The following is a 19,256-nucleotide window of genomic DNA, read 5'->3' as shown; positions in this document are numbered from 1 at the left end:
GAGACGCTTTGGCGGGGCGGGATGTGGGCCTGCTGAACCCCTAGGCGTCCTTGGCAGCGTTGAAACGCTCCAAAGCGGCGGCGAACTCCGTCAGCTCGGATTCGCTCCAGCCGTCCAGGCGGTGGCGGACAGCTTCGCGGTGAATGGCCAGGGAGCGCCGGAGGCGGTCTGCCCCCTCATCAGTCACTGACAGGGCGCGGCCGCGGCGCGGCTGGTTGTCGCCGTCGTCGTCCTCCACCACCAGGCCAAGCTCCGCCAAGGCGTGGACCTGGCGGGAAACCGTGGAGCGGTTCAGTGAGAAGGCGGAAGCAATGTCCGTGGCACGGCACCCGGGGTTGCTGCCGATGAAGGCCAGGAGAGACTGCTCGACCTGCGTGAGAGGAGCATTGATCCGCCGCGAGCGGGCAACGGCCCGCCGGTAGATCGCGTCAATCTGATCGTAGACGCTTCCCACTGCTGTGTCCCTGGACCTGTCCTGTTGTGCCACCCCTCCAACTTACCTTCTTCAGAGGAAACGGGGCCGCGGTAAGAAGGTGATGTTGCACTATGCAACAATAGAGTGTTGCATAGTGCAACTTACGTCGGAGTTTTCCGCGCCGTATCCAGAGAGGTCCCATGCCTGACCCGTCCACTTCCGTACTGTCACCTGAGCCCCTCCGCCCGGCGCGGACAAACCGGCCAACCCGGCCGGGACGTGCGGCTTCCATCCCAGCAGCTTCTTTCTGGAAGTCGCTGGGAATGCATCTTCTGATTCCGTTCTTCCTGGCCGCGGGAATGGGGCTGGCCTACCTGGGTGCCTTCCACGAACCCGAGCCCAACCATCTGTCCCTGGCTGTTGTCGGCTCCGGCGCCCCCGCCGCTGTCTTCGCCCAGCAGCTCAACGACGCCGAGCCCGGACGCCTGCAGGCCCGTGTGGTCGCCGACGCCGGCACGGCCCGCCAGCTTATGGAGGACCGCGAAATTTCCGCCGCCTATGAACCCGGCGCGGATCAGGCCACGCTGTATGTTGCCTCGGCGGCATCCGCGACAACAGCGGAGGTGGCGAAGAAAATCTTCCAGCCCCTGGCCTTTGACCAGCACCTGCCGCTGGACGTTGTGGACGTGGTTCCCACGAACGAGCATGACCCCACCTCGCAGGGGCTCTTTTTCCTGCTCGTGGGACTGAGCGTGGGCGCCTACTCCAGCGCGGTGGCGATCTCGGCGGTGGCCGGACGGGTCTCCGTTCCGTGGCGGGCCGCCGTCGTCGTCGGCAGTTCCGCAGTGGTTGCGGCGATCGGCGTGATCATCGCCGGACCCATCTACGGCATCCTGGAACACGGACTCTGGGGCCTGTGGCTGTTGTCCTGGCTCTACGTCACCACCATTGCCCTGCTGGGCGTCGCCCTGCATCCGTTGCTGCGGAAGTGGACCACTCCCACCCTCACCATGCTGTTTGTCATGCTGAACTTCACCAGCTCCGGCGGCATCTTCACGTCCGAAACCCTGCCGCCGTTCTTTGCGGCGCTGGGAACGTTCTGGAACGGCGCAGCCTGGCTGCACGCAGCACAGAGCATGGTGTACTTCCCGGGGCAGTCCTTCGGCACTGACGGACTCAAGCTGGCGCTGTGGCTGGTTGTGGCGGCAGCACTGCTGGTCCTGACCCACCTGTGGAGCGTCCGCCGGACCCGGCTGTCCGACGAGCTCGCCCGGGTCAGGGAAGAGGAAACAATCGTGGCTGCCTAGGGTTTCCACAGGCAGGACCCGTGAAAAGCACCGGTGCAAACCGGTGCTTTTCCCATGCATACTTCGTCTATGACGGATCAGACACCTCTGCCGGAGCTCTGGCGCAGCCTGGAACCGCTGTTGCCCGAAGGCGTTGAAGCGGCTGGCTGCTTGGGACCGCGGTGGTGGTGGGCGGGCCCGCTCGACATCGAAGGCCTCGGGCTGGGAGCCCTGCAGACGCTGGCAACCGCCGTCGCTGCCTATGGTCCGGGCGGGCGCCGGGACCAGGTCAGCTTTGCCTTCGACGGCGCGGCGGCGTCCTTTGCCTCGTTCACCCACCTGCGCATCAAGGGAAAGCCGGTGGTGGGATTTGCCCCGCTGTCCGGTTTTCGGCGCAGCGCCGACGGCTGGGTGCGGCTGCATGCCAATTATCCGCATCATGAACGGGCCCTGCTGGAAGCCCTGGAAATCCGCGGGCCCGAGGAAGTGGACCGTGCCGTGCGCCGGCTCACTTCGGCAGAAGTCGAAAACGCAGTCACGGACCACGGCGGTCTGGCCTCCACGGTGCGAAGCCCTGAAGAATGGGCGGCTTCCGAGCCCGGACGCGCTGTGCGTCAGGAACCGTGGCTGCGGCTGGATATCGAAGAAGCTGCCGGGCCTCCGCCCCTGCCAAAGGGCGGCCGCGGTATTTTGGCCGGCCTGCGCGTCCTGGACCTGACCCGGGTCATCGCCGGTCCCTCAGGCAGCCGGATCCTCGGCGCCCTGGGGGCCGACGTGCTCCGCGTGGACCCGCCGGCCGTTCCGGAATTGGAAGACCAGTACGTGGATACCGGGTTCTCCAAACGCAGTGCGGTGGCGGACTTCAATGACCCGGAAGCCTTCCGGAAGCTGCACCTGCTGCTGGAGGGGGCCGACGTCGTCCTGACCGCCTACCGCGGCGGGTCGATGTCCCGCTTCGGGCTGGATGCGGCGTCGCTGCGTGCTGACCATCCCGGGCTGGCCGTGGTCTCCCTCGATGCCTGGGGAGATCAGGGCGGGTGGAGCGGGCGGCGGGGTTTTGACAGCATCGTGCAGGCCGCGGTGGGTATCTCCCACCTCTACGGGAGCACGGGGGAGGACGGCCAGTGGCGGCCGGGCGCCCTTCCGGTGCAGATCCTGGACTACGCCACCGGGCTGGGCATGGCAGCTGCCGCCGTCGCCCTGGCGGCAGCACCTTTCAGCGGAGTGACCGGATCCGCTCATTTGTCCTTGGCCCGGACGGCTCTGGAACTGATGAGCCTGCCTGTCCCGCCGCCCGGCACCGAGGCGGTGGTGTTCGAGCCGGCGCTGCGCAGCTGCCGAAGCAGCTACGGCGATCTGGTCTATGCGCCGCCGCCGCTGCTGACCAACGGAACACAGCTGGAGTACAGCTGGCCTCCGCCGCGCTACGGCAGCTCCGAACTAACCTGGCGGACGGCATAGCAGGTGGACTGCGCCGTCCGTGGCGGGTTCGTTTAGCCGGCCACGCGGGCGCGCTGCGAGGTGTCGACGGCGGCCACCACGCCGCCGTCCACCAGCATGTCCATTCCGGTGATGAAACTGGCGTCCGGGCCCAGGAGGAAGGCTGCGGCGTTGGCAATGTCGCCCGGTGTGCCCACGCGCTTGGTGCCGGAGCCCTCAATCATGGCCCGCATCTGCGCGCCCGATTCGCCGGCCAGTTCCTGCTGGCCCATGGGCGTGGAAATAACGCCGGGGCTGATGCTGTTGACGCGCGCCCCGCGGGCACCCCAGGCAAGGCTCGCGGCCTGAACCCGTACCTGATTGGCGCGCTTGGCGATGCCGTAGGCATATCCGGGGTTGTCAATGCCGGCGAGGAACGGGACGAGGAGCAGGTCGTCTGTCGGTACTGCGGCAAGGCTGGCCAGTGCGTCGTCGGGAATCCGGCTGCCCACCATGTAGGCGGACATGCTGGAGATGAAGACCCCGGACCCTCCCGGAGCAATAACCTTCTGGAACTCATCCAGGACCACGGCAGTACCGAACAGATCCACCTTCCAAATGGCATCCACGGGTGCCTGGACGGGGGAGAGCCCCGCGGTATGCACGACGCCGGTGACAGTCCCGAGCTCCGCAGCAGTTGCCGCCAGCGCAGCCACGGAAGTGCGGGAGGACACGTCCACACGCTGGGAAACGACGTCGTATCCGTCCCCGAGCGCGGTGGCTACGGCAGCCTCCAGGAGTGATTCGTCGAAATCGGCCAGCAGCACTTTGCGTCCGGCGCCCGAGCGGCGCAGAACGGCCTGCCCCATGCCGCCCATTCCAACAATTACCAGTACTTCGGCTGCCATGATGCTCCAATCCTCACAGGTCCGGTCAGGGGTACCTGTCCGCGGTTCTGAGCCTACCGCTTGGCGGAGCCGGCCGGGCAGGCATTTCTTTGACCCGGTTTCCCGGAAAGAGGCACCGGCTCTGATGTATTAGCGGAGCCAGCTGCAGCGCATTTAGGGTCAATGTCCCGTCCGGCGAACGGGTCCGCCCCGCTCCGTAACAATCCGGATGCCCTCCGAAATGCAGGAACCGCCCTAAAGGCATCCGCGGGACCGTCTGAAGAGAAGGGAATTCACGATTCCCGGTATCGGGCTTGTCTTTCTCGGGAGTTCAGCGGGATTTTCGTCCTGCGGCTCTAGACGAACAAAATGCGGGTATGTAACGATTTACCTGCAAAATACTCATTTCGCCTATGCCGGTCTGATGCACAGAAATATCGTGCCCTACGGTATAAGTAGCCCGCGGCATCTATTGCCACGGTACTGAAAGCGGTTCAAGCGGTCCGGTGCCTCCATTAGTGCCGGGGCTTCGTCGCGGGCTTAGGTACAACTTCGCAGCATTGCAGAGCGTTAAAGAAGAACCGTGGGGGGTTTTTCACATCTGCGGACAACGCGGGAAATTCATCCACTTCTCATCCAGGACATAATGAAAAAAACAACTCTTTCAACGGGACTGACATCAGTAGCCCTCGCTGCCATCTTGGCGGTTTCAGCCCTGGCCGGCCCGGCCGGCGCTGCAGTGCCCGCCGTCACCGCTGATACGCCGAGTAGCGGACTCAGCGAGGCCGAGCAGGCCCGGATCATCGGAGAGAACGGCGCGAGCATGGGCCAGGGCATGCAGCGGCTCAACATCTCCGGAGACGCGCAGGTGCCGGCTCCGAACGAGGCTGGCTCTGCCCCCGCCGCCGAAGCTCCGCAGCAGGGCCTCGATTCCAGTGCGGCAAAGGCGCAGGCGGTTGATCCTGAGGCCGTTGATCCTGAGGCAGCCGAAGAACTGGGGGGAAACTGGCGGCCCGCCGGCATCCAGGGCATGGATGTCTCCAGCCACCAGGGCAATGTCGATTGGAACCGTGCCTGGTCACAGGGATCCAGGTTTGCCTATGCGAAGGCCACCGAGGGCACCGGATACAAGAACCCGAACTTCGGCCAGCAGTACGCCGGTTCTTATAACGTGGGCATGGTTCGCGGTGCCTACCACTTCGCGCTCCCGAACGTTTCCTCGGCCGTTGAGCAGGCAAATTACTTTGTCAACAACGGAGGGGGCTGGTCAGCGGACGGCAAAACACTTCCCCCGCTCCTGGATATTGAATACAACCCCTACGCTTCCCTGGGCAACACCTGCTACGACATGAGCCAGACCCAGATGGTCAACTGGATCAAGGCATTCTCCAACCAGGTCAAGGCCCGGACGGGCCGGGCACCGATGATTTACACCACCACGGACTGGTGGTCCTACTGCACCGGCAACAGTGCCGCATTCAGCGAAAACCCGCTGCACATTGCCAGCTACAACGAAGTTGGCGCAGGCCCCCTCCCGGCCAGCTGGAGTTTCTACAGCCTCTGGCAGTACAGCAGCACCGGACCGTTTGTGGGCGACTCGAACGTCTGGAACGGTAACGCAGCAGGACTGACCGCTTTTGCCCGGGACACACCCGCAGCCGCACCGGCCGTACCTCAGGGTCCGTTCCGGGATGTTCCCGCGGGCAGGGCCTTTGCCAAGGAAATCACCTGGCTCAAGAATGCAAAGATCACCACCGGGTATGCGGACGGGACCTTCCGGCCCCTGGATTCTGTCAGCCGTGAGGCTATGGCCGCTTTCCTCTACCGGATTAAGGGCAGCCCCTCCTATGCGCCGCCGGCCGCCTCCAAGTTTAGGGATATTGGCGGAAGCGAGTTCTACAAGGAAATCAACTGGCTCGCCGCCAAGGGAGTGGCTACCGGCTGGAACGGAAACACTTTCGGCCCCAAACTGGACATCAACCGTGACGCTATGGCCGCTTTCCTCTACCGCTTGGCCGGAAAGCCCGCCTACAGCGCACCGAAGGTCTCACCCTTTAGGGACGTTGCAGTGACCAACCAGTATTACAAGGAGATCAGCTGGTTGAATTCCACCGGGATTTCCACCGGCTGGACCGATGGAACATTCCGTCCGTACGAGCCGATTAAGCGCGACGCCATGGCGGCTTTCCTTTACCGCTACGACGCGAAGTTCTAGTCCCTGCCCGCAGCACCCTGGCGTGGACGGCTTGCCGTTCCGCCGGGTGCTGCAGTTTCCTGTCCGAATTCACTGAAGCACCGCCCCTTATTACCGGTACATCATTTCTGCAGTGTGGCTTGATGAACGGATGTAACGGAAGTGCAGTTAAGAAAATGACAATCATGAAAATGAAGCCCGCATTCCGGACCTTTGGCGTCCGTGTCTCCTGTGCCCTGATCCTCGCCTCTGTTGCCATTCCGGGCAGCGCTGCCGCCGCAACGGTCCACACCGTGCCGGCAGTGGCGGTGCCGGCCGTTGACGGGGCGCCACTCCCCGCTGAGCCGGAAGTTGTTGACGGGGCGGCTCTCCCCGCTGAAACGGAAGTTTCCGATGTGGCACCGGTGATGCCCGATACACCCAGGCCGGATCCCGCCCTCCTGTCACCGGAGCAGGCCCAGGCCGCCGTCGATGCAGAGGCCGGCACCCAGCTGCCCGGTTCCAGTGCCGCCATACCCGACGGATCCGTGCAGTCGGTCCGCAGCGATGCCTACGCCGGACGGGTGTTCGACCTGATGAATGCCGAGCGCCGGAAGGTCGGGGTAGCCCCCCTCATCTGGAACCAGCAGATTGCCAATGGCTCCCAGGGCTGGGCAAACCATCTGTTAACGGCCACCGCTGATCCGAACTTTGATTGGGCCGGCATCCACCGGGCCGACGCCGGCCTGTCGATTATTCCGGCCGGCGCCAATTGGTACGGGGAGATCATTGCCTTCAACTTCACCCCCGAGTCGATAGTGAACTGGTGGATGAATTCCCCGGCGCACCGGGCAGCAATGCTGGATCCGCGGGAGACGCACACCGGCGTCGGCTATGTGGTGCCCACCAGCGGACCCTACCGGGGCTGGCACCTGGTGGTATCCAACCTGGCCGGCTATCCCAAGGCCGCACCCCTCGCCCCCGCGTCACCCTTTGCTGACCTGGTGAGCGGGCAGCAGTTCCTGGCGGAGATGAACTGGATGCATGCCAAGGGCATTTCCACAGGTTGGACAGAGCGCAACGGGACCAAGACGTACCGGCCTTTGCAGTCGGTCTCCCGCGAGGCCATGGCGGCATTCATGTACCGGCTTTCCGGTTCGCCCCAATTCACCCCGCCGAAGAAGTCCCCGTTCGCCGACGTCCCGACCTCCCACGCGTATTACAAGGAAATATCCTGGCTTGCGGCCAAGGGCATTTCCACGGGCTGGGTCCAGAAAAACGGAACCAAAGTGTTCCGCCCCTCGGCGGACGTCAACCGGGACGCAATGGCAGCCTTCCTGTACCGGCTGAAGGGCTCCCCGAACTACACGGCTCCGAAGACGTCCCCTTTTCGGGACGTTTCCAAGTCCAACCAGTTCTACAAGGAGATCTCCTGGCTTGAGGACCGCGGTGTGGCCGGCGGCTGGCCGGCCAGCGCCGGAGCGTCCGACTACCGGCCGGGCTCCACAATCGCCCGTGATGCCATGGCGGCGTTCATGAAGCGGTGGGCTTCCTAGGCCCAGCCGATGTGTTCCGGGCGTCGCGGCCTGCTGTGGCCGCGGCGCCCGGTGCTGTTTAACCGCTTCTAACCGGCGGCAGCCGTCAGTTTGTCGGAAAGGGCCATGAAGCCCTGGTCCACTTTCTGCTCCGCCGGATGGGCGTCGTACCACCGGAGAATTTCAGCGGCACCGTCCGCAAAGGGAATCCGGGCCTGATAATCCGGCACCAGGGACTTGATCTTTGTGTTGTCGAAAATGACCGAATGGGACTTGTCTCCCAGCAGGCCGGGCCCGCGGTCGGGATCATGGACGGCGATGGTCTCCGAGGAGACATGCACCAGCTCCGGTTCCGGGACCCCGGCAGCGGCGGCCATGATCCGGTAAATCTCGTTCCAGGGCAGAAACTCGTCCGAGGTGATGGTGTAGGCATCGCCCACCGCAGCGGGCCGGCCCAGCAGACCGGTGAAGGCCTGAGCAAAGTCCCGGCTGTGCGTCAGCGTCCACAGGGAGGTTCCGTCCCCGTGCACCAGCACCGGCAGCCCCTCCCGCATCCGGTGCAGGTCCGTCCATCCGCCGGTGAGCGGGATCATCGTCTGGTCGTAGGTGTGGGACGGGCGGACCACGGTTCCGGGAAACCCCTCGTCCCGGTACGCGGCGGTGAGCAGTTCTTCGCAGGCAATCTTGTCCCGGGAGTACTGCCAGTACGGATTGCGCAGGGGAGTGGATTCCAGGATGGGGAGCCTGGCCGGAGGCTTTTGGTAGGCGGAGGCCGAGCTGATGAACACGTACTGACCGGTCCGGCCGCGGAACAGGTCCATGCTCGCCCTGAGCTGATCCGGGACAAAGGAAATGAAGTCCGCAACGGCGGCGAACTCGCGGCCCTTCAGGACCTCCGACGCGGCGGCGGCATCGCGGATGTCCGCGTGCAGGACCTCGGTCCCGGCGGGCGCCGGCCGCGTGGCAGAGGCGCCCCGGTTCAGCAGGGTGACCCGGTGGCCCAGCCCCGCTGCGTGCTCGGCGACGGCGGAACTGATGACTCCGGTTCCCCCGATGAGAAGAATGTCCATGTGCGCTCCCTGAGTGGATGAAACGGCTGCAGATGGTGCCGGCCGCACGGAGTTTGTTCCGCCGGGCCTATTCTGCAGGACGCGCGGGGTTCTGTCCCGCACTGCTCCCGCGGGTTATGGAGTTTCCTGGGTTCCGCCCGCGGTGCGCTCGCCGAGGCCGCTTTTCCGGCCCCCGCTGGTGCGCCGGGTGACGGCCGAAGCCCATACCCAGGTGGCCCGCCTAACGCCCGCGTCAGTCCACAGCACCTGCACCGCCATGGCGTTCCAGGTGCAGGCCTCGCCCCTGACCCGTTCAGCCGAGCTGGGAAACCGGATCCAGGCCCACACCGGGATGCCCGGCAGCGAGGTGGTGGCCGGGTGATGCTCAAAGTCCAGCTCCTCGGGAGTGAGCTCAAGGGGCTCCGCCCGCCGGGCATAGCGGGCGGCGATCCGTGCTGCCGCGTCCTGGTCCATGCTTAAAAGTAGAACACATATTCGAATAGCGGGGACCTCTGGAGTTCTCCGCTGCGGCAGGCACAATGGGACTATGTGCGGACGATACGTGATGGCCAAGGCAACGTCTGACCTGGTGGCGGCGTTCGCCGCGGACCAGGCGGTGGGGGAGGAAACCGCTCCCTCATGGAACGTGGCTCCCACTGACGATGTGCCTATTGTCACCGAGCGCGCCCGCCGCGCGGAGAACGACGACGGCGGCGGCCGGGCGGCGGCGGTGCGGCGCGTGAGCACGGCCAAATGGGGGCTGGTGCCGGTGTGGGCCAAGGACCCCAAAATCGGATCGCGCATGATCAATGCCCGCCGGGAAACGGTCCTGGAGAAACCGGCGTTCCGCAAGGCTGCCGTCAAGCGCCGGGCGCTGGTCCCTGCGGACGGTTACTACGAGTGGGAAAAGTCCGGCGGCACCAAGATCCCCACCTACCTGTATTCACCTACGGAGGATCCGCTGGCCTTTGCCGGGCTGTATGAATTCTGGCCTGATCCGTCCCTTCCCGAAGACCATGAACACAAGTGGCTGCTGAGCTTCACGATTATCACCACCGAGGCCAGCGATGCCCTGGGTCATATTCATGACCGCACGCCGCTGATTGTTCCGCCGGACTTGTATGCGGACTGGCTGGACCCGCAGCTGACCGAAGCACATGGCGTCCAGCAGCTGCTGGATGCCATCCCCGAACCGGTGCTGACCCCGCGGGTGGTTTCCAGCGAGGTCAACTCGGTGCGCAACAACGGGCCGCAGCTGATCCGTCCGGCGGACGAGGCGGCCGGCAGCACTGCGCAGGGCCCCTCGGACGGGTGAAAGCCGCCCTTTACCAGGCGTAATCTTCCGGAGCCGTGCGGTGGCCGGGGAAAATGGTGTCGAGCTTGGCCAGCATCTCCGCGTCCAGCTCCGTATCCAGGGCCTTCAGCGCGTCGTCGAGCTGAGCCTGGATCCGGGGGCCCACAATCGGCGCGGTGACGGCCGGCTGGTGCAGCAGCCAGGCCAGGCCCAGGATGCCCGGAGCGATACCGATTTCGTCCGCATAGTCCTCATACTGCACCAGTGCGTCGCGGTGGGTTTCCAGCTCCTCCTTGGCCCGGCCCTCCGTGCTGCGGCCGCCCTGTTCGGTCTTCTTGAGGACCCCGCCCAACAGCCCGCCCTGAAGCGGCGACCACGGCAGCAAACCCAGCCCGTACTGCTGTGCTGCCGGAATGACTTCCAGCTCAACGGCGCGGTTGATGAGGTTGTAAATGGACTGTTCGCTGACCAGCCCGTTGAAGTTCCGCCGCTGCGCAGCTTCCTGGGCACGGGCAATGTGCCAGCCGGCAAAGTTGGAGCTGCCGTTGTAGATGATCTTGCCCTGCTGCACCGCCACCTCCATGGCCTGCCAGATCTCTTCCCACGGCGTGTTCCGGTCGATGTGGTGGAACTGGTACAGATCGATGTGGTCGGTCTGCAGCCGGGTCAGGCTGGCATCCAGTGCCTGGCGGATGTTCAGCGCGGACAGGAACGTGTCATTGGGGCGCTCGCTCATGGAGCCGTACAGCTTGGTGGCGATCACCGTGTCCTCGCGCCGTCCGCCGCCCTTGGCGAACCAGCGGCCCACGATTTCCTCGGTCCAGCCCTTTTTGTCCCAGCCGTAGACGTTGGCGGTATCAAAGAAATTGATGCCTGCCTCCCGGGCGGAGTCCATGATCGCGTGGGCATCCGCCTCCTCGGTCTTCGGTCCAAAGTTCATGGTGCCCAGGCACAGGCGGGAAACGCTCAGGCCGGAACGGCCCAGATGGGTGTACTGCATGAAAGTCATTCCTCATTTGCGGATAGGCAACGGTGGTACGCGGCCGGGTTCGGCGGCAGGACCCATTCTGCGCGTCCAGGCAGCCCCCGCCTAGGGGTACCGGACACTTCCTGCGGGAAATAGGGTGGAGGCAACGCGACGAAAGGCAGCCAATGACGTACGAACACATTCCCGGACTTGACCTGAACAACGGGGTCCGCATCCCCCAACTGGGGTACGGGGTTTTCCAGATTCCGGCGGAGCACACCCAGCAGGCAGTGGAAAGCGCCCTGGAAGCCGGTTACCGCCACATCGATACTGCCGCGGCCTACCGCAATGAAGCAGCCGTGGGCGCCGCCGTCGCCGCGTCCGGCCTGGCCCGGGAAGACCTGTTCATCACCACCAAGCTGCGCAACGGCGACCAGGGGCGGGCCCGTGAAGCCTTCGAGGACAGCCGCTCGGCCCTGGGCCTGGAACAGATTGACCTGTACCTGATCCACTGGCCGGTGCCGTCGCAGGGTCTGTACCTGCAGGCATGGCGGGAAATGGAACAGATCTACTCCGACGGGCTGGTCCGGGCCATCGGAGTCTCCAACTTCCTGCCGGATCATCTGGAAGCGCTCATGGGGGAAGCCACCGTCCCTCCCGCCGTGAACCAGATTGAATTGCATCCCACCTTCCAGCAGCAGGCGCTCGCGGATACGTCCCGCCGCCACGGCATGGCCGTTGAGGCCTACAGCCCGCTGGGTCAGGGCGAGGACCTGGAAAACGCTGCTGTTGCGCAGATCTCCCAGCGGCACGGGGCAACCCCGGCTCAGGTGGTGCTGGCCTGGCATTTGGCTTCGGGCAACATTGTCATCCCCAAGACGGCAACCCCGGAGCGGATGCGGGAGAACCTGGGTGCACTGAGCGTGGAACTCTCGCCCCGGGACATGGAACAGATCAATGAGCTCGACGCCGGCAGGAGACTGGGAGCGGACCCCGCCACGGCGTCCTTCAGCCAGTACTGATCCGCCGAAGGATCCCTGTCCGAAACGGTTCCGGCGCGGAGTGTCCCTGAAAGGCATGACGCCGAAGCGGTACTGGGAAACATGGTCACAAGAAGACCAATTAGCTATGGCATAAGCACTGGACCGTAAACGTGGGCCCCCACCAGGAGGTGTCAATCCAACTGCTGATATCTCGGGCGGTAGAGCAGCAAGCAGGTTTTCTAACACCTGTGCTTATGGTTCTTTGAGCACGCTATCGAGAGGCTCCCATGGCTGTCAGGTCCGGAGACAGGTCATTGCCAGGAACTGCCGTGTTCGCTGCCGTCATCGCAGGTGCTGTTGTCGGTGCTGTCATCGGAGCGCTAGCCATTGCATTTGATGTCGGGGATGCGTCCTATTCCGGTCCGGATACACGCTCCGCTGGGTTGGCGGCTATCGCAGCGATGATCGGGGCAGGTCCGGGAGTGCTTGCCGGTCTCCTTGTGGGTTTGGGTATTTGGAAGCTGGATTATCTCCTCTTGCGCAGCTCCTCGTTCTTCTGGCGTTCGATTATAGAGTGCGTGCTGATCGCGGCGTTCACTATCCTTTGCTCATCGCTAGCCTTCAGGGGGTTGCCTGCTGGAACGATTGCCATGGTGGTCGTTGGCGGAGCCCTGGTTGCCTTGGCGCTTTCAGCCGGCTACTTCGTATGGCGTTACCGGAGATTTCATGAAACCCGGATGGTCTGATCGGCGGCGAGAGAGGGACACAAAGTGCCGCAAAAAAGAAGTCATTTCCTGCTGAGACTCGCAGTCGAAACCATTTTGCCGGTGTGACTCATATTGCTTGCCAAGAGAGTAGTGCCGGGGTGTCGCGGCGGGGGGCACGGCTTACGGAGCGAGTGGTCAGATCCCAGCCGATTACGATCTTTCGTCCAATCGTCGCAGGAAACTAACATGCGACGGCAGTTGGCTCCGATAGATTGGCCGCATGCAGCTGAGTTCCACCACCGTCCTGAGAGTTCAAGCGACTTGGGCGCAGATCCTCGGACTACCCCAAGAATCCTTGGCAGGCAACGACACGAGGATTTACCGCGAGACAAGCGATAGTTCCGTGCTCATGTTTGTTTCGTTGTTTGGGATAGGCGTTGTAACGGGACCAAAGTGGGCCGCTGAAATAGCTCGCGACCTTCCCGACCAAGAACTCGCAAGTCATACAAAACTTCTGGAAATCAGCGCTCCTTATGGTGGACGGCCATTGGGCGAGGCAGGACTCTATTTTTGTGACACCGTGCCTTCCGTCCCAAACCCCGTTCCGACCGTGAGCAGCAATCCGGAACATGCTTTCGCGTTAGAGCGTGCCTGCTCTCAGGACGACGTGGCAGAAGTCGGCCTGAGCGAGATGAAGAATACGTTCGTTCTGTTGGACAACGACGGCCCTGCGCTGCTTCCGTTGGCAGGATGTGGATACGACACCTGGGGGTCCAGCCTGGCGCATATGGGTGTCCTCACCGCATCTAGTCAACGGCAGCAGGGATATGCTGCCAGGGCCGTTTCGGTTGCCATGGTTCAGGCCATGAAGTCGGGACTCGTCCCGCAGTGGCGTGCTAGGACGGACAATACCGCTTCCGTCCACACGGCCCTCCGTGCGGGTTTCATTCATGCTGGAACCCAGACGACTGTGCTCCTAAACGCCTAGACTCCGGATGACCGCTTATGGATCGGCTTATAGGATGTCGTTCCCTATCCCTCTTACCGAAAAGCAACACTGCTGCCGTCGACCACTAACGCCTGACCGTCGCGTAGACCCCAGTAGGGCTTGCCCTCCCGGGCGTAAGCAGCAGCCACCCGGGTTAGGACTTCACTCTCGGGATGTTCCGGAGAACCGAGGTGAGGCACGAAGGGCCGATCCAGGATGTCGAGTCCTTCAAATTGGATGGCTCCGTACATGGATAAGGCATCCTCTGTCGAGTCGCACTCTTCGAGGCCCAACAGGGTTGGGGCGAGGACGCAGCCCCCGGCACTGAAGCCGGCATAGACCAGGGCGTCTGCCTCGAGGCGATCCGTAATGAGAGCGTCGGCCCCCGATTGCGCCAGAGCCGCCCGGAGCGTGAAGACATTGCCGCCCCGGACCCAAAGGAAGTCCGGTTGGCCAATCTTGGCAGCCAGACTCTCTGGGTCGTGCCCCCGAAGGTCAAGCTCACGCGCTGCCAGCCCAACGCCCGCGAGATTCTTAACCTGACGTTCAGTCTCTAGCCGCCGTATCTCAGGACCAGCCCCATCAAAGGCATTCATGATGACCCACCCACATTTGCTCCCGCCGACCATTCTGGTGAACACTTCAGGGTGGTCGCCAAGCTGATACGACGACAGATAAAGACGCATGAGGCATTATCCCGGCTTTCGGGCGCGGAGGTCGGCCGGACTCGTTCCTTCGGTACGGGATCCCCTGACTGCTGCACCTAAGGGTCAGCGGCTAGGCAACCACCGCTGCTACAAGCTCAGGCTTTCTGCGTTGAAACCTGGTTGTGCGCGAACTCTGGCCTTGAGAGAGTATCGAGCCCCTATCTCGCGTCCGTTGCTGCTCACTGTGGCCACGCAGCCAGCAAGCCGATGATCACCACTGTGGTGTCGGGTTTTCAAACGCAGGCTTAAGCACACTTTCGCACCAGGCACGGAAGGTGGTCGGCGTGACCGACTTTGGCTCTCGGTGCTGATAGCTGTAGATGCCGTCGTTTTGCGCCGTGGCCATGTCTGCAAGGCCCTGCACCCAAGCGCGGCTCATCCCGTACTGCAACAAAGTAGCGGCGTAGTCCTCGGTCGAGATCTGCTGGTAACGGATCGACGTGCCAAGCACCTCGGAAAGTACCTGGGCCATCTGCGTCGGAGTGAGGTGGTCCGGGCTCACCACTGGGACGACTTCCTGACCGGTCCATGTCCTGTCCGTCAGCAGACGGACCGCGACGCCGGCAATGTCCTGCGTGGCGACGGTCAGCAGTTCCTGGTCGGCTGAGTTCGGCATAAAGATCATGCCGTGCTCCTTCAACGAGGTCATCTGATTCAAGAGGTTGTCCATGAAGAACGGCATACCGAGCGACCTGTAGTCCACGCCCGTGCCCTCGAGGACCGACTCCGCTTCGAGTGCTGCGGACAGGTGGCCGGCTTCCTTGGTGTAGCCGCGGCCGAGCGTAGACACGGCGACCACCCGTCGAACGCCGTGTGAGCTGATTGCTGGAGCCGCAGCCTCAGCGAAGGCCCGATAGTGGGCGCTCACATCGTCCGTCGCGGCATCCGGCGGAACCACATAAAACACCGCGTCGGCCCCATCGAATGCCGTCATGGTGATACCCAGGTCATTGTGGTTGCCCTGCATCACTTCCACCCGAGTGCGAACCTCGTGCGGCAGGCGGCTGGGGTCTCTAACGATGACGCGGACCGACTCACCTGCCGCCAGCAGATCCCGGACAACGTGGTGGCCTATCTGGCCGGTTGGGGTGGTAACGACAATCATGAATCCTCCAGTGGGAAGCGCGACGCGGACTGGGTCAGCGTGAATAGGAATCGCGCTTCCGCTTGCGAGGGCCAACATACGGAAGTAGGATTCCGTTTGTCAAGGAGGAACCATCGACGATCAACTGCGAGCTGATGCTCGACGCAATCGGGCCGCCATTCTGGGCTCGGCCAGTCATCTTTTTGCCGAACGCGGTCATGACGTTCAGATGGGCGAGATTGCCGCGCATGCGGAGCTCGGCATCGGCTCCCTCTACCGCCATTTTCCCAATAAGCGGGCGCTCCTGACCTCGATCGTTCAGCACCGATTTCAAGACATGGTGAAGTTGGCCCTTTCCGCCGAGAAGCTCAGCGACCCCGGGGATGCTTTCGAATCGGTTCTCGTCCAATATCTCGAAGCTGCCGAGGCGGACAAGGCATTCCAGTGGGTGTTGCTCGGCTCCGATGCTGTTGATTGGGACGGCATCAAGACCGAGAAAGACGAATTCGCTGCAGTAGTCACCCGCATCATCGCCCGCGCCGTGGATGCTGGCGCTGTGCGATCTGACCTCACCTACGCCGACTTCCCCATGATGACCTGCGGAATCATGTCCACCATGTACTTCCGGCCAGGTCATAACGCCAACTGGCGCCGCCACCTCGCCTTACTTCTAGAAGGGCTACAGTTGCGGTGAGACCGCCCCCTCGTACGCCTGAGGTTTCTTGCCTGGACCGCACTCGAAGATGTTGCGCTGGAGGATCGCCTCATGCGTCAGGCGCCTTCGGATCATCGTTGTGCTGAACGAGACCCCGAGGATCCGGTCGTTGTCTGCGGCTTCACACGGGCGTGCGGTCCGTAGCATTACGCTCGAGGGACTAATCGCTTATGAATCGTGGGGGGGTAGTTATGCGTGTAGATGGATTCGGTTTCTTCATCGTCCTCTTCATCATGTGGGTCGTGGTACCGGCGGTCGTTGGCTTTATCCTGTACCTGATCGTCCGCCTCGGGGTGAAGCACGGGCTGCGGTCTTACGATTCCGACAAGAACCAGAGCACGCCTCCTGCCACGTAGGTATTTCGAATACAAGCCGTTCACCCCCACGGGCGTGCCTCTCGACGCACACTTCATCGCGTGAGGGATAGAGCTGAATTCTCGCTGTGTTGCCTTGCGTTTGCGTTGGCAGGGTAAGTGTTTATCACATAGCGTCCGGAATGATCCAACTGTCCGATGTTTCAAGCCTTACGCGCGTTGAGGTGATTCACGCGAATTCTTCCTGAGAATTCAGAGATTTCAAGAGGAAGCGCCGGAAGAATCATCACTTCAAAGCTCCGCAGAAAGGGCAGCTACCGTGTCTTCGGCATCAGTAGGTGTATTCTCAGGACGCCATCTGGACGCCGATGGTCGAAGACTCCATAAAGCAGCTGGGTTCGGAGAATCCCCGCAAGGCGGCCGAGGAATTCATTCAGATCAACTATCGGCACCCAGGTCCTGAAGGCCTTCACACCCAGCCGGATTGTCGTGGTCGAGCCATGGCATCATGGCATCACGGAATCACCGGAGAAGATTTGATGGCCCCAACGGATTGAGCCGGTACATGAAGGCCGCCATGGCATCGCGGTTGACCGGCTGGAGGGGTCGGAAGGTTCCGTCGGGCCATCCGGTCGTGACGCCATTCGCGGACATGAATGCCATCTCCAGATAAAACTGGTCGGTGGTTTTAACGTCCCTGTACGGGCTGGTCTCCGGCGCACTAAAGTGCGTGTTCTTGACTGAACGGTACATAAAGGCCACCATGGCGTCCCGCTGGACCGGCTCAAGGGGACGATAGGTGCCGTCCGGCCATCCGGTCGCTATCCCCATACTTGCCAGCCAGGTGATCTCCTTGTAGAACTTGTCGGTCGTGTTCAGGTCCGTGAACGGAGATACCGGCGGTGCTGCAAATTCCGGGGAGCCGTGGAACCGATAGAGGAAAGCCGCCATGGCGTCCCTGCGGACAGGTTCCAGCGGACGATAGGAGCCATCCTCGTAGCCGGTCGCAATGCCGGCGTTCGCCATCCAGCGGATTTCACGCTCAAACTGATCTACGCCCGAGACATCGCGAAACAGCGTGTTTTTCTCCCCGGGAATCGGCAGGACGGAGATCTTATTGTTGTTGTGCGCGATACTCGCCACAAACATTCGTCGCCCGTCGGGGCTGAGGGCAAAGTCCATAAGGCCGTGCCGGTAATCCGGCAGCAGCGAATGAGCGCAGATCACTGCATCCGTGGTCAGGTCGACAACATCAATCCGGGAGTGGAGCCCTGACAAGAGGAAGGCACGGTCCTCAGAACCGCTCAGCAGCAGCTGCCGACCCTGCCGCGAGGAGAAGCTGTTCCGAACGGATCGGGTCGCTGTATCCACGACAAGCAGCTTCCCGTTGAACCCGTCGGTCACGTAGAGCGTCTTACCGTCTGAAGTGAGGGCCAACTGCCCTGGAGGGCCTCCCACCTCAATGGTCTGAACCACAGCACCTGAGCGTAGATCAATGACATGCACGACATTCCTGCTCAGGCCGCCCACGTAAGCAAATGACCCCGTCGGGTCGATTTCGATGTCAACGAATGTGCCATAGGCAAGATCAAAGTTCCACGTGTCGACGACGGTGTCCGTCTTTGCATCGATAACGGTAATGACGCGGTTGTAACCGGCGACATAGACCTTCGCTCCGTCAGGACTAAAAGCGATTGCCTTGGAATCGAAGATCGGGACTGAAGCCGTCATCGTGTTGGTGAGGGCATCAAAGACCTGCACAGTTCCTGAATTTGTCCCTAGATATCCTTTGGTTCCGGCGGCATTCACGTATACCTTTCCGGCGTAGGGATAGTGTCCCGGTACCCGCATTTCCGCCACCTGCTGCAGCGTCGCAGCATCGAGAACCGACACGAAGCCGCTGCCAAGTTCCTCGGTTTTTGTCAGTGACACGTACAGACGGGAACCGTCCGGACTGACGGTTACCGCTTCCGGCCCTCCTCCGGTCACCGGGGCTTCCAGGAGCGGCGACGCGCCGAGTGCGCCACAGCCCGTCACGGTGGTCGGAGGAGGAGATGCAGTTTCATCGTTCGCCTGCGCTGGAACGGCAGTAAAGGTGAAAGACAGTGCCACTGTGCTCGCAAGCACAGCCATTTTTTGCGCAGTTGAACGGATCAACGTACGGCCCCCGGTTCTCAGATCCGCGCAAACTGAATCGCATCAGTTTGCCCTGCGGCGAAGAATTTAGACCGCAATAACTGCAGGGTACCGTGTGCGGCCGAAATTCATGCTCACGCCATTCCATCTCCTAGGTGGCATGCAACGATGGGCGGCCTCCGGGAAACCGTAGTACGAATACAGCCAGCGGTGTCCTGATGCGCTGAGGATCCCTGAGCCTGCCCTCTTGAGGCGCTCGGTGCCTAGCTCATTAGTCTTCGAAGCCCCAGATGCTGGTACGCCTTTTTGTGCCCTGTCTCGTTAGGATCAGGTGATGCAGAAGCACACGCGACGTCGGCAACCGTGGGACTGGCGCGGACAGATAATTCAGCTCCTACTCATTGCTCTTGTTTGCGTGATGTCAGGTGGAATTGCCTACCTTTCTGCGGTCATCACGGCTCTCCTCGTCAGTGGTGGGCCGCTGCCGGTGCCGGTTGGATGGAAGAACGCAGTGGTCCTCGTCGTAGCTCTTGCAGTGTTATGTAGTTTGATGTTTGTCGGCACGGTCCGCATTGGGCGTCACTTGCGTAAAAACCG

General features: G+C 62.5%; 18 protein-coding genes. 10 read left to right on the top strand and 8 right to left on the bottom strand.

Going from position 1 to position 19,256, the window contains the following annotated elements:
• Window positions 1-40: 40 nt before the first annotated feature.
• Window positions 41-487, bottom strand: a complete 447-nt coding sequence (locus tag AC4D2W_RS05160) for a MarR family winged helix-turn-helix transcriptional regulator (protein ID WP_490925815.1) — start codon at window positions 485-487, stop codon at window positions 41-43.
• 251 nt (window positions 488-738) lie between these two features.
• Here AC4D2W_RS05160 and AC4D2W_RS05155 point away from each other — a divergent pair, with 251 nt between their 5' ends.
• Entirely contained in the window at window positions 739-1,722 is a 984-nt protein-coding gene (locus AC4D2W_RS05155) for a hypothetical protein (RefSeq protein WP_490925814.1), read from the top strand.
• 69 nt (window positions 1,723-1,791) lie between these two features.
• Window positions 1,792-3,162, top strand: coding sequence for a CoA transferase (locus tag AC4D2W_RS05150; RefSeq protein WP_490925813.1), 1,371 nt, complete (start codon window positions 1,792-1,794; stop codon window positions 3,160-3,162).
• Window positions 3,163-3,194: 32 nt separating this feature from the next.
• On the opposite strand, the gene AC4D2W_RS05145 is transcribed toward AC4D2W_RS05150, so the two are convergent.
• Complete coding sequence (locus AC4D2W_RS05145) at window positions 3,195-4,028, bottom strand: SDR family oxidoreductase (protein WP_490925812.1); 834 nt, start codon at window positions 4,026-4,028, stop codon at window positions 3,195-3,197.
• A 625-nt stretch (window positions 4,029-4,653) separates the two neighbouring features.
• On the opposite strand from AC4D2W_RS05145, the gene AC4D2W_RS05140 reads away from it, so the two are divergent.
• Together AC4D2W_RS05140 and AC4D2W_RS05135 are read left to right on the top strand one after the other, a co-directional pair.
• Window positions 4,654-6,222, top strand: coding sequence for a GH25 family lysozyme (locus AC4D2W_RS05140; protein ID WP_490925811.1), 1,569 nt, complete (start codon window positions 4,654-4,656; stop codon window positions 6,220-6,222).
• 164 nt (window positions 6,223-6,386) lie between these two features.
• Complete coding sequence (locus AC4D2W_RS05135; RefSeq protein WP_490925810.1) at window positions 6,387-7,736, top strand: CAP and S-layer homology domain-containing protein; 1,350 nt, start codon at window positions 6,387-6,389, stop codon at window positions 7,734-7,736.
• 68 nt (window positions 7,737-7,804) lie between these two features.
• On the opposite strand, the gene AC4D2W_RS05130 is transcribed toward AC4D2W_RS05135, so the two are convergent.
• The gene (locus tag AC4D2W_RS05130; protein WP_490925809.1) at window positions 7,805-8,785 is read right to left on the bottom strand and encodes an NAD-dependent epimerase/dehydratase family protein; all 981 of its coding nucleotides are present in this window, start codon (window positions 8,783-8,785) and stop codon (window positions 7,805-7,807) included.
• Between the two features lie 114 nt (window positions 8,786-8,899).
• On the bottom strand, window positions 8,900-9,238 hold the full coding sequence (locus AC4D2W_RS05125) for a hypothetical protein (protein WP_490925808.1): 339 nt from the start codon (window positions 9,236-9,238) through the stop codon (window positions 8,900-8,902).
• 73 nt (window positions 9,239-9,311) lie between these two features.
• Between AC4D2W_RS05125 and AC4D2W_RS05120 the strand changes: the two genes are divergently transcribed.
• On the top strand, window positions 9,312-10,079 hold the full coding sequence (locus AC4D2W_RS05120) for an SOS response-associated peptidase (RefSeq protein WP_490925807.1): 768 nt from the start codon (window positions 9,312-9,314) through the stop codon (window positions 10,077-10,079).
• Window positions 10,080-10,089: 10 nt separating this feature from the next.
• On the opposite strand, the gene AC4D2W_RS05115 is transcribed toward AC4D2W_RS05120, so the two are convergent.
• Entirely contained in the window at window positions 10,090-11,058 is a 969-nt protein-coding gene (locus tag AC4D2W_RS05115; RefSeq protein ID WP_400929506.1) for an aldo/keto reductase, read from the bottom strand.
• Window positions 11,059-11,210: 152 nt separating this feature from the next.
• Here AC4D2W_RS05115 and AC4D2W_RS05110 point away from each other — a divergent pair, with 152 nt between their 5' ends.
• The 3 genes from AC4D2W_RS05110 (at window position 11,211) to AC4D2W_RS05100 (ending at window position 13,703) form a co-directional block, all read left to right on the top strand.
• Complete coding sequence (locus tag AC4D2W_RS05110; RefSeq protein ID WP_490925806.1) at window positions 11,211-12,047, top strand: aldo/keto reductase; 837 nt, start codon at window positions 11,211-11,213, stop codon at window positions 12,045-12,047.
• Window positions 12,048-12,337: 290 nt separating this feature from the next.
• Window positions 12,338-12,754: a hypothetical protein gene (locus tag AC4D2W_RS05105; RefSeq protein WP_490925805.1), complete on the top strand. Its 417-nt coding sequence runs from the start codon at window positions 12,338-12,340 to the stop codon at window positions 12,752-12,754.
• 241 nt (window positions 12,755-12,995) lie between these two features.
• A complete protein-coding gene (locus AC4D2W_RS05100; protein WP_490925804.1) occupies window positions 12,996-13,703 on the top strand; it encodes a GNAT family N-acetyltransferase in 708 nt (235 codons plus the stop codon).
• A 53-nt stretch (window positions 13,704-13,756) separates the two neighbouring features.
• On the opposite strand, the gene AC4D2W_RS05095 is transcribed toward AC4D2W_RS05100, so the two are convergent.
• Window positions 13,757-14,389: a Type 1 glutamine amidotransferase-like domain-containing protein gene (locus AC4D2W_RS05095; protein ID WP_490925803.1), complete on the bottom strand. Its 633-nt coding sequence runs from the start codon at window positions 14,387-14,389 to the stop codon at window positions 13,757-13,759.
• A gap of 232 nt (window positions 14,390-14,621) precedes the next feature.
• Window positions 14,622-15,515, bottom strand: coding sequence for an NmrA family NAD(P)-binding protein (locus AC4D2W_RS05090; protein ID WP_490925802.1), 894 nt, complete (start codon window positions 15,513-15,515; stop codon window positions 14,622-14,624).
• Between the two features lie 112 nt (window positions 15,516-15,627).
• Between AC4D2W_RS05090 and AC4D2W_RS05085 the strand changes: the two genes are divergently transcribed.
• Both AC4D2W_RS05085 and AC4D2W_RS05080 read left to right on the top strand, forming a co-directional pair.
• The gene (locus AC4D2W_RS05085; RefSeq protein WP_490926028.1) at window positions 15,628-16,188 is read left to right on the top strand and encodes a TetR/AcrR family transcriptional regulator; all 561 of its coding nucleotides are present in this window, start codon (window positions 15,628-15,630) and stop codon (window positions 16,186-16,188) included.
• A 212-nt stretch (window positions 16,189-16,400) separates the two neighbouring features.
• Window positions 16,401-16,565, top strand: a complete 165-nt coding sequence (locus AC4D2W_RS05080) for a hypothetical protein (RefSeq protein WP_181034562.1) — start codon at window positions 16,401-16,403, stop codon at window positions 16,563-16,565.
• A 480-nt stretch (window positions 16,566-17,045) separates the two neighbouring features.
• Here the strand turns inward: AC4D2W_RS05080 and AC4D2W_RS05075 are convergent, their stop codons facing one another.
• Complete coding sequence (locus AC4D2W_RS05075; protein WP_490925801.1) at window positions 17,046-18,650, bottom strand: S-layer homology domain-containing protein; 1,605 nt, start codon at window positions 18,648-18,650, stop codon at window positions 17,046-17,048.
• Between the last annotated feature and the right edge of the window lie 606 nt (window positions 18,651-19,256).

The organism is Arthrobacter sp. TJ-58, from assembly GCF_058269295.1.
Note: the sequence above shows the minus strand (reverse complement) of the source record. Positions and strands in the feature narration are given on the sequence as shown.

Coding starts and splice junctions, on each gene's coding strand:
- AC4D2W_RS05135 (WP_490925810.1), top strand. CDS start 6,387: ATGAAAATGAAGCCCGCATTCCGGACCTTTGGCGTCCGTGTCTCCTGT.
- AC4D2W_RS05110 (WP_490925806.1), top strand. CDS start 11,211: ATGACGTACGAACACATTCCCGGACTTGACCTGAACAACGGGGTCCGC.
- AC4D2W_RS05145 (WP_490925812.1), bottom strand. CDS start 4,028: ATGGCAGCCGAAGTACTGGTAATTGTTGGAATGGGCGGCATGGGGCAG.
- AC4D2W_RS05150 (WP_490925813.1), top strand. CDS start 1,792: ATGACGGATCAGACACCTCTGCCGGAGCTCTGGCGCAGCCTGGAACCG.
- AC4D2W_RS05130 (WP_490925809.1), bottom strand. CDS start 8,785: ATGGACATTCTTCTCATCGGGGGAACCGGAGTCATCAGTTCCGCCGTC.
- AC4D2W_RS05155 (WP_490925814.1), top strand. CDS start 739: ATGCATCTTCTGATTCCGTTCTTCCTGGCCGCGGGAATGGGGCTGGCC.
- AC4D2W_RS05125 (WP_490925808.1), bottom strand. CDS start 9,238: ATGGACCAGGACGCGGCAGCACGGATCGCCGCCCGCTATGCCCGGCGG.
- AC4D2W_RS05120 (WP_490925807.1), top strand. CDS start 9,312: ATGTGCGGACGATACGTGATGGCCAAGGCAACGTCTGACCTGGTGGCG.
- AC4D2W_RS05095 (WP_490925803.1), bottom strand. CDS start 14,389: ATGCGTCTTTATCTGTCGTCGTATCAGCTTGGCGACCACCCTGAAGTG.
- AC4D2W_RS05115 (WP_400929506.1), bottom strand. CDS start 11,058: ATGCAGTACACCCATCTGGGCCGTTCCGGCCTGAGCGTTTCCCGCCTG.
- AC4D2W_RS05140 (WP_490925811.1), top strand. CDS start 4,654: ATGAAAAAAACAACTCTTTCAACGGGACTGACATCAGTAGCCCTCGCT.
- AC4D2W_RS05080 (WP_181034562.1), top strand. CDS start 16,401: ATGCGTGTAGATGGATTCGGTTTCTTCATCGTCCTCTTCATCATGTGG.
- AC4D2W_RS05090 (WP_490925802.1), bottom strand. CDS start 15,515: ATGATTGTCGTTACCACCCCAACCGGCCAGATAGGCCACCACGTTGTC.
- AC4D2W_RS05100 (WP_490925804.1), top strand. CDS start 12,996: ATGCAGCTGAGTTCCACCACCGTCCTGAGAGTTCAAGCGACTTGGGCG.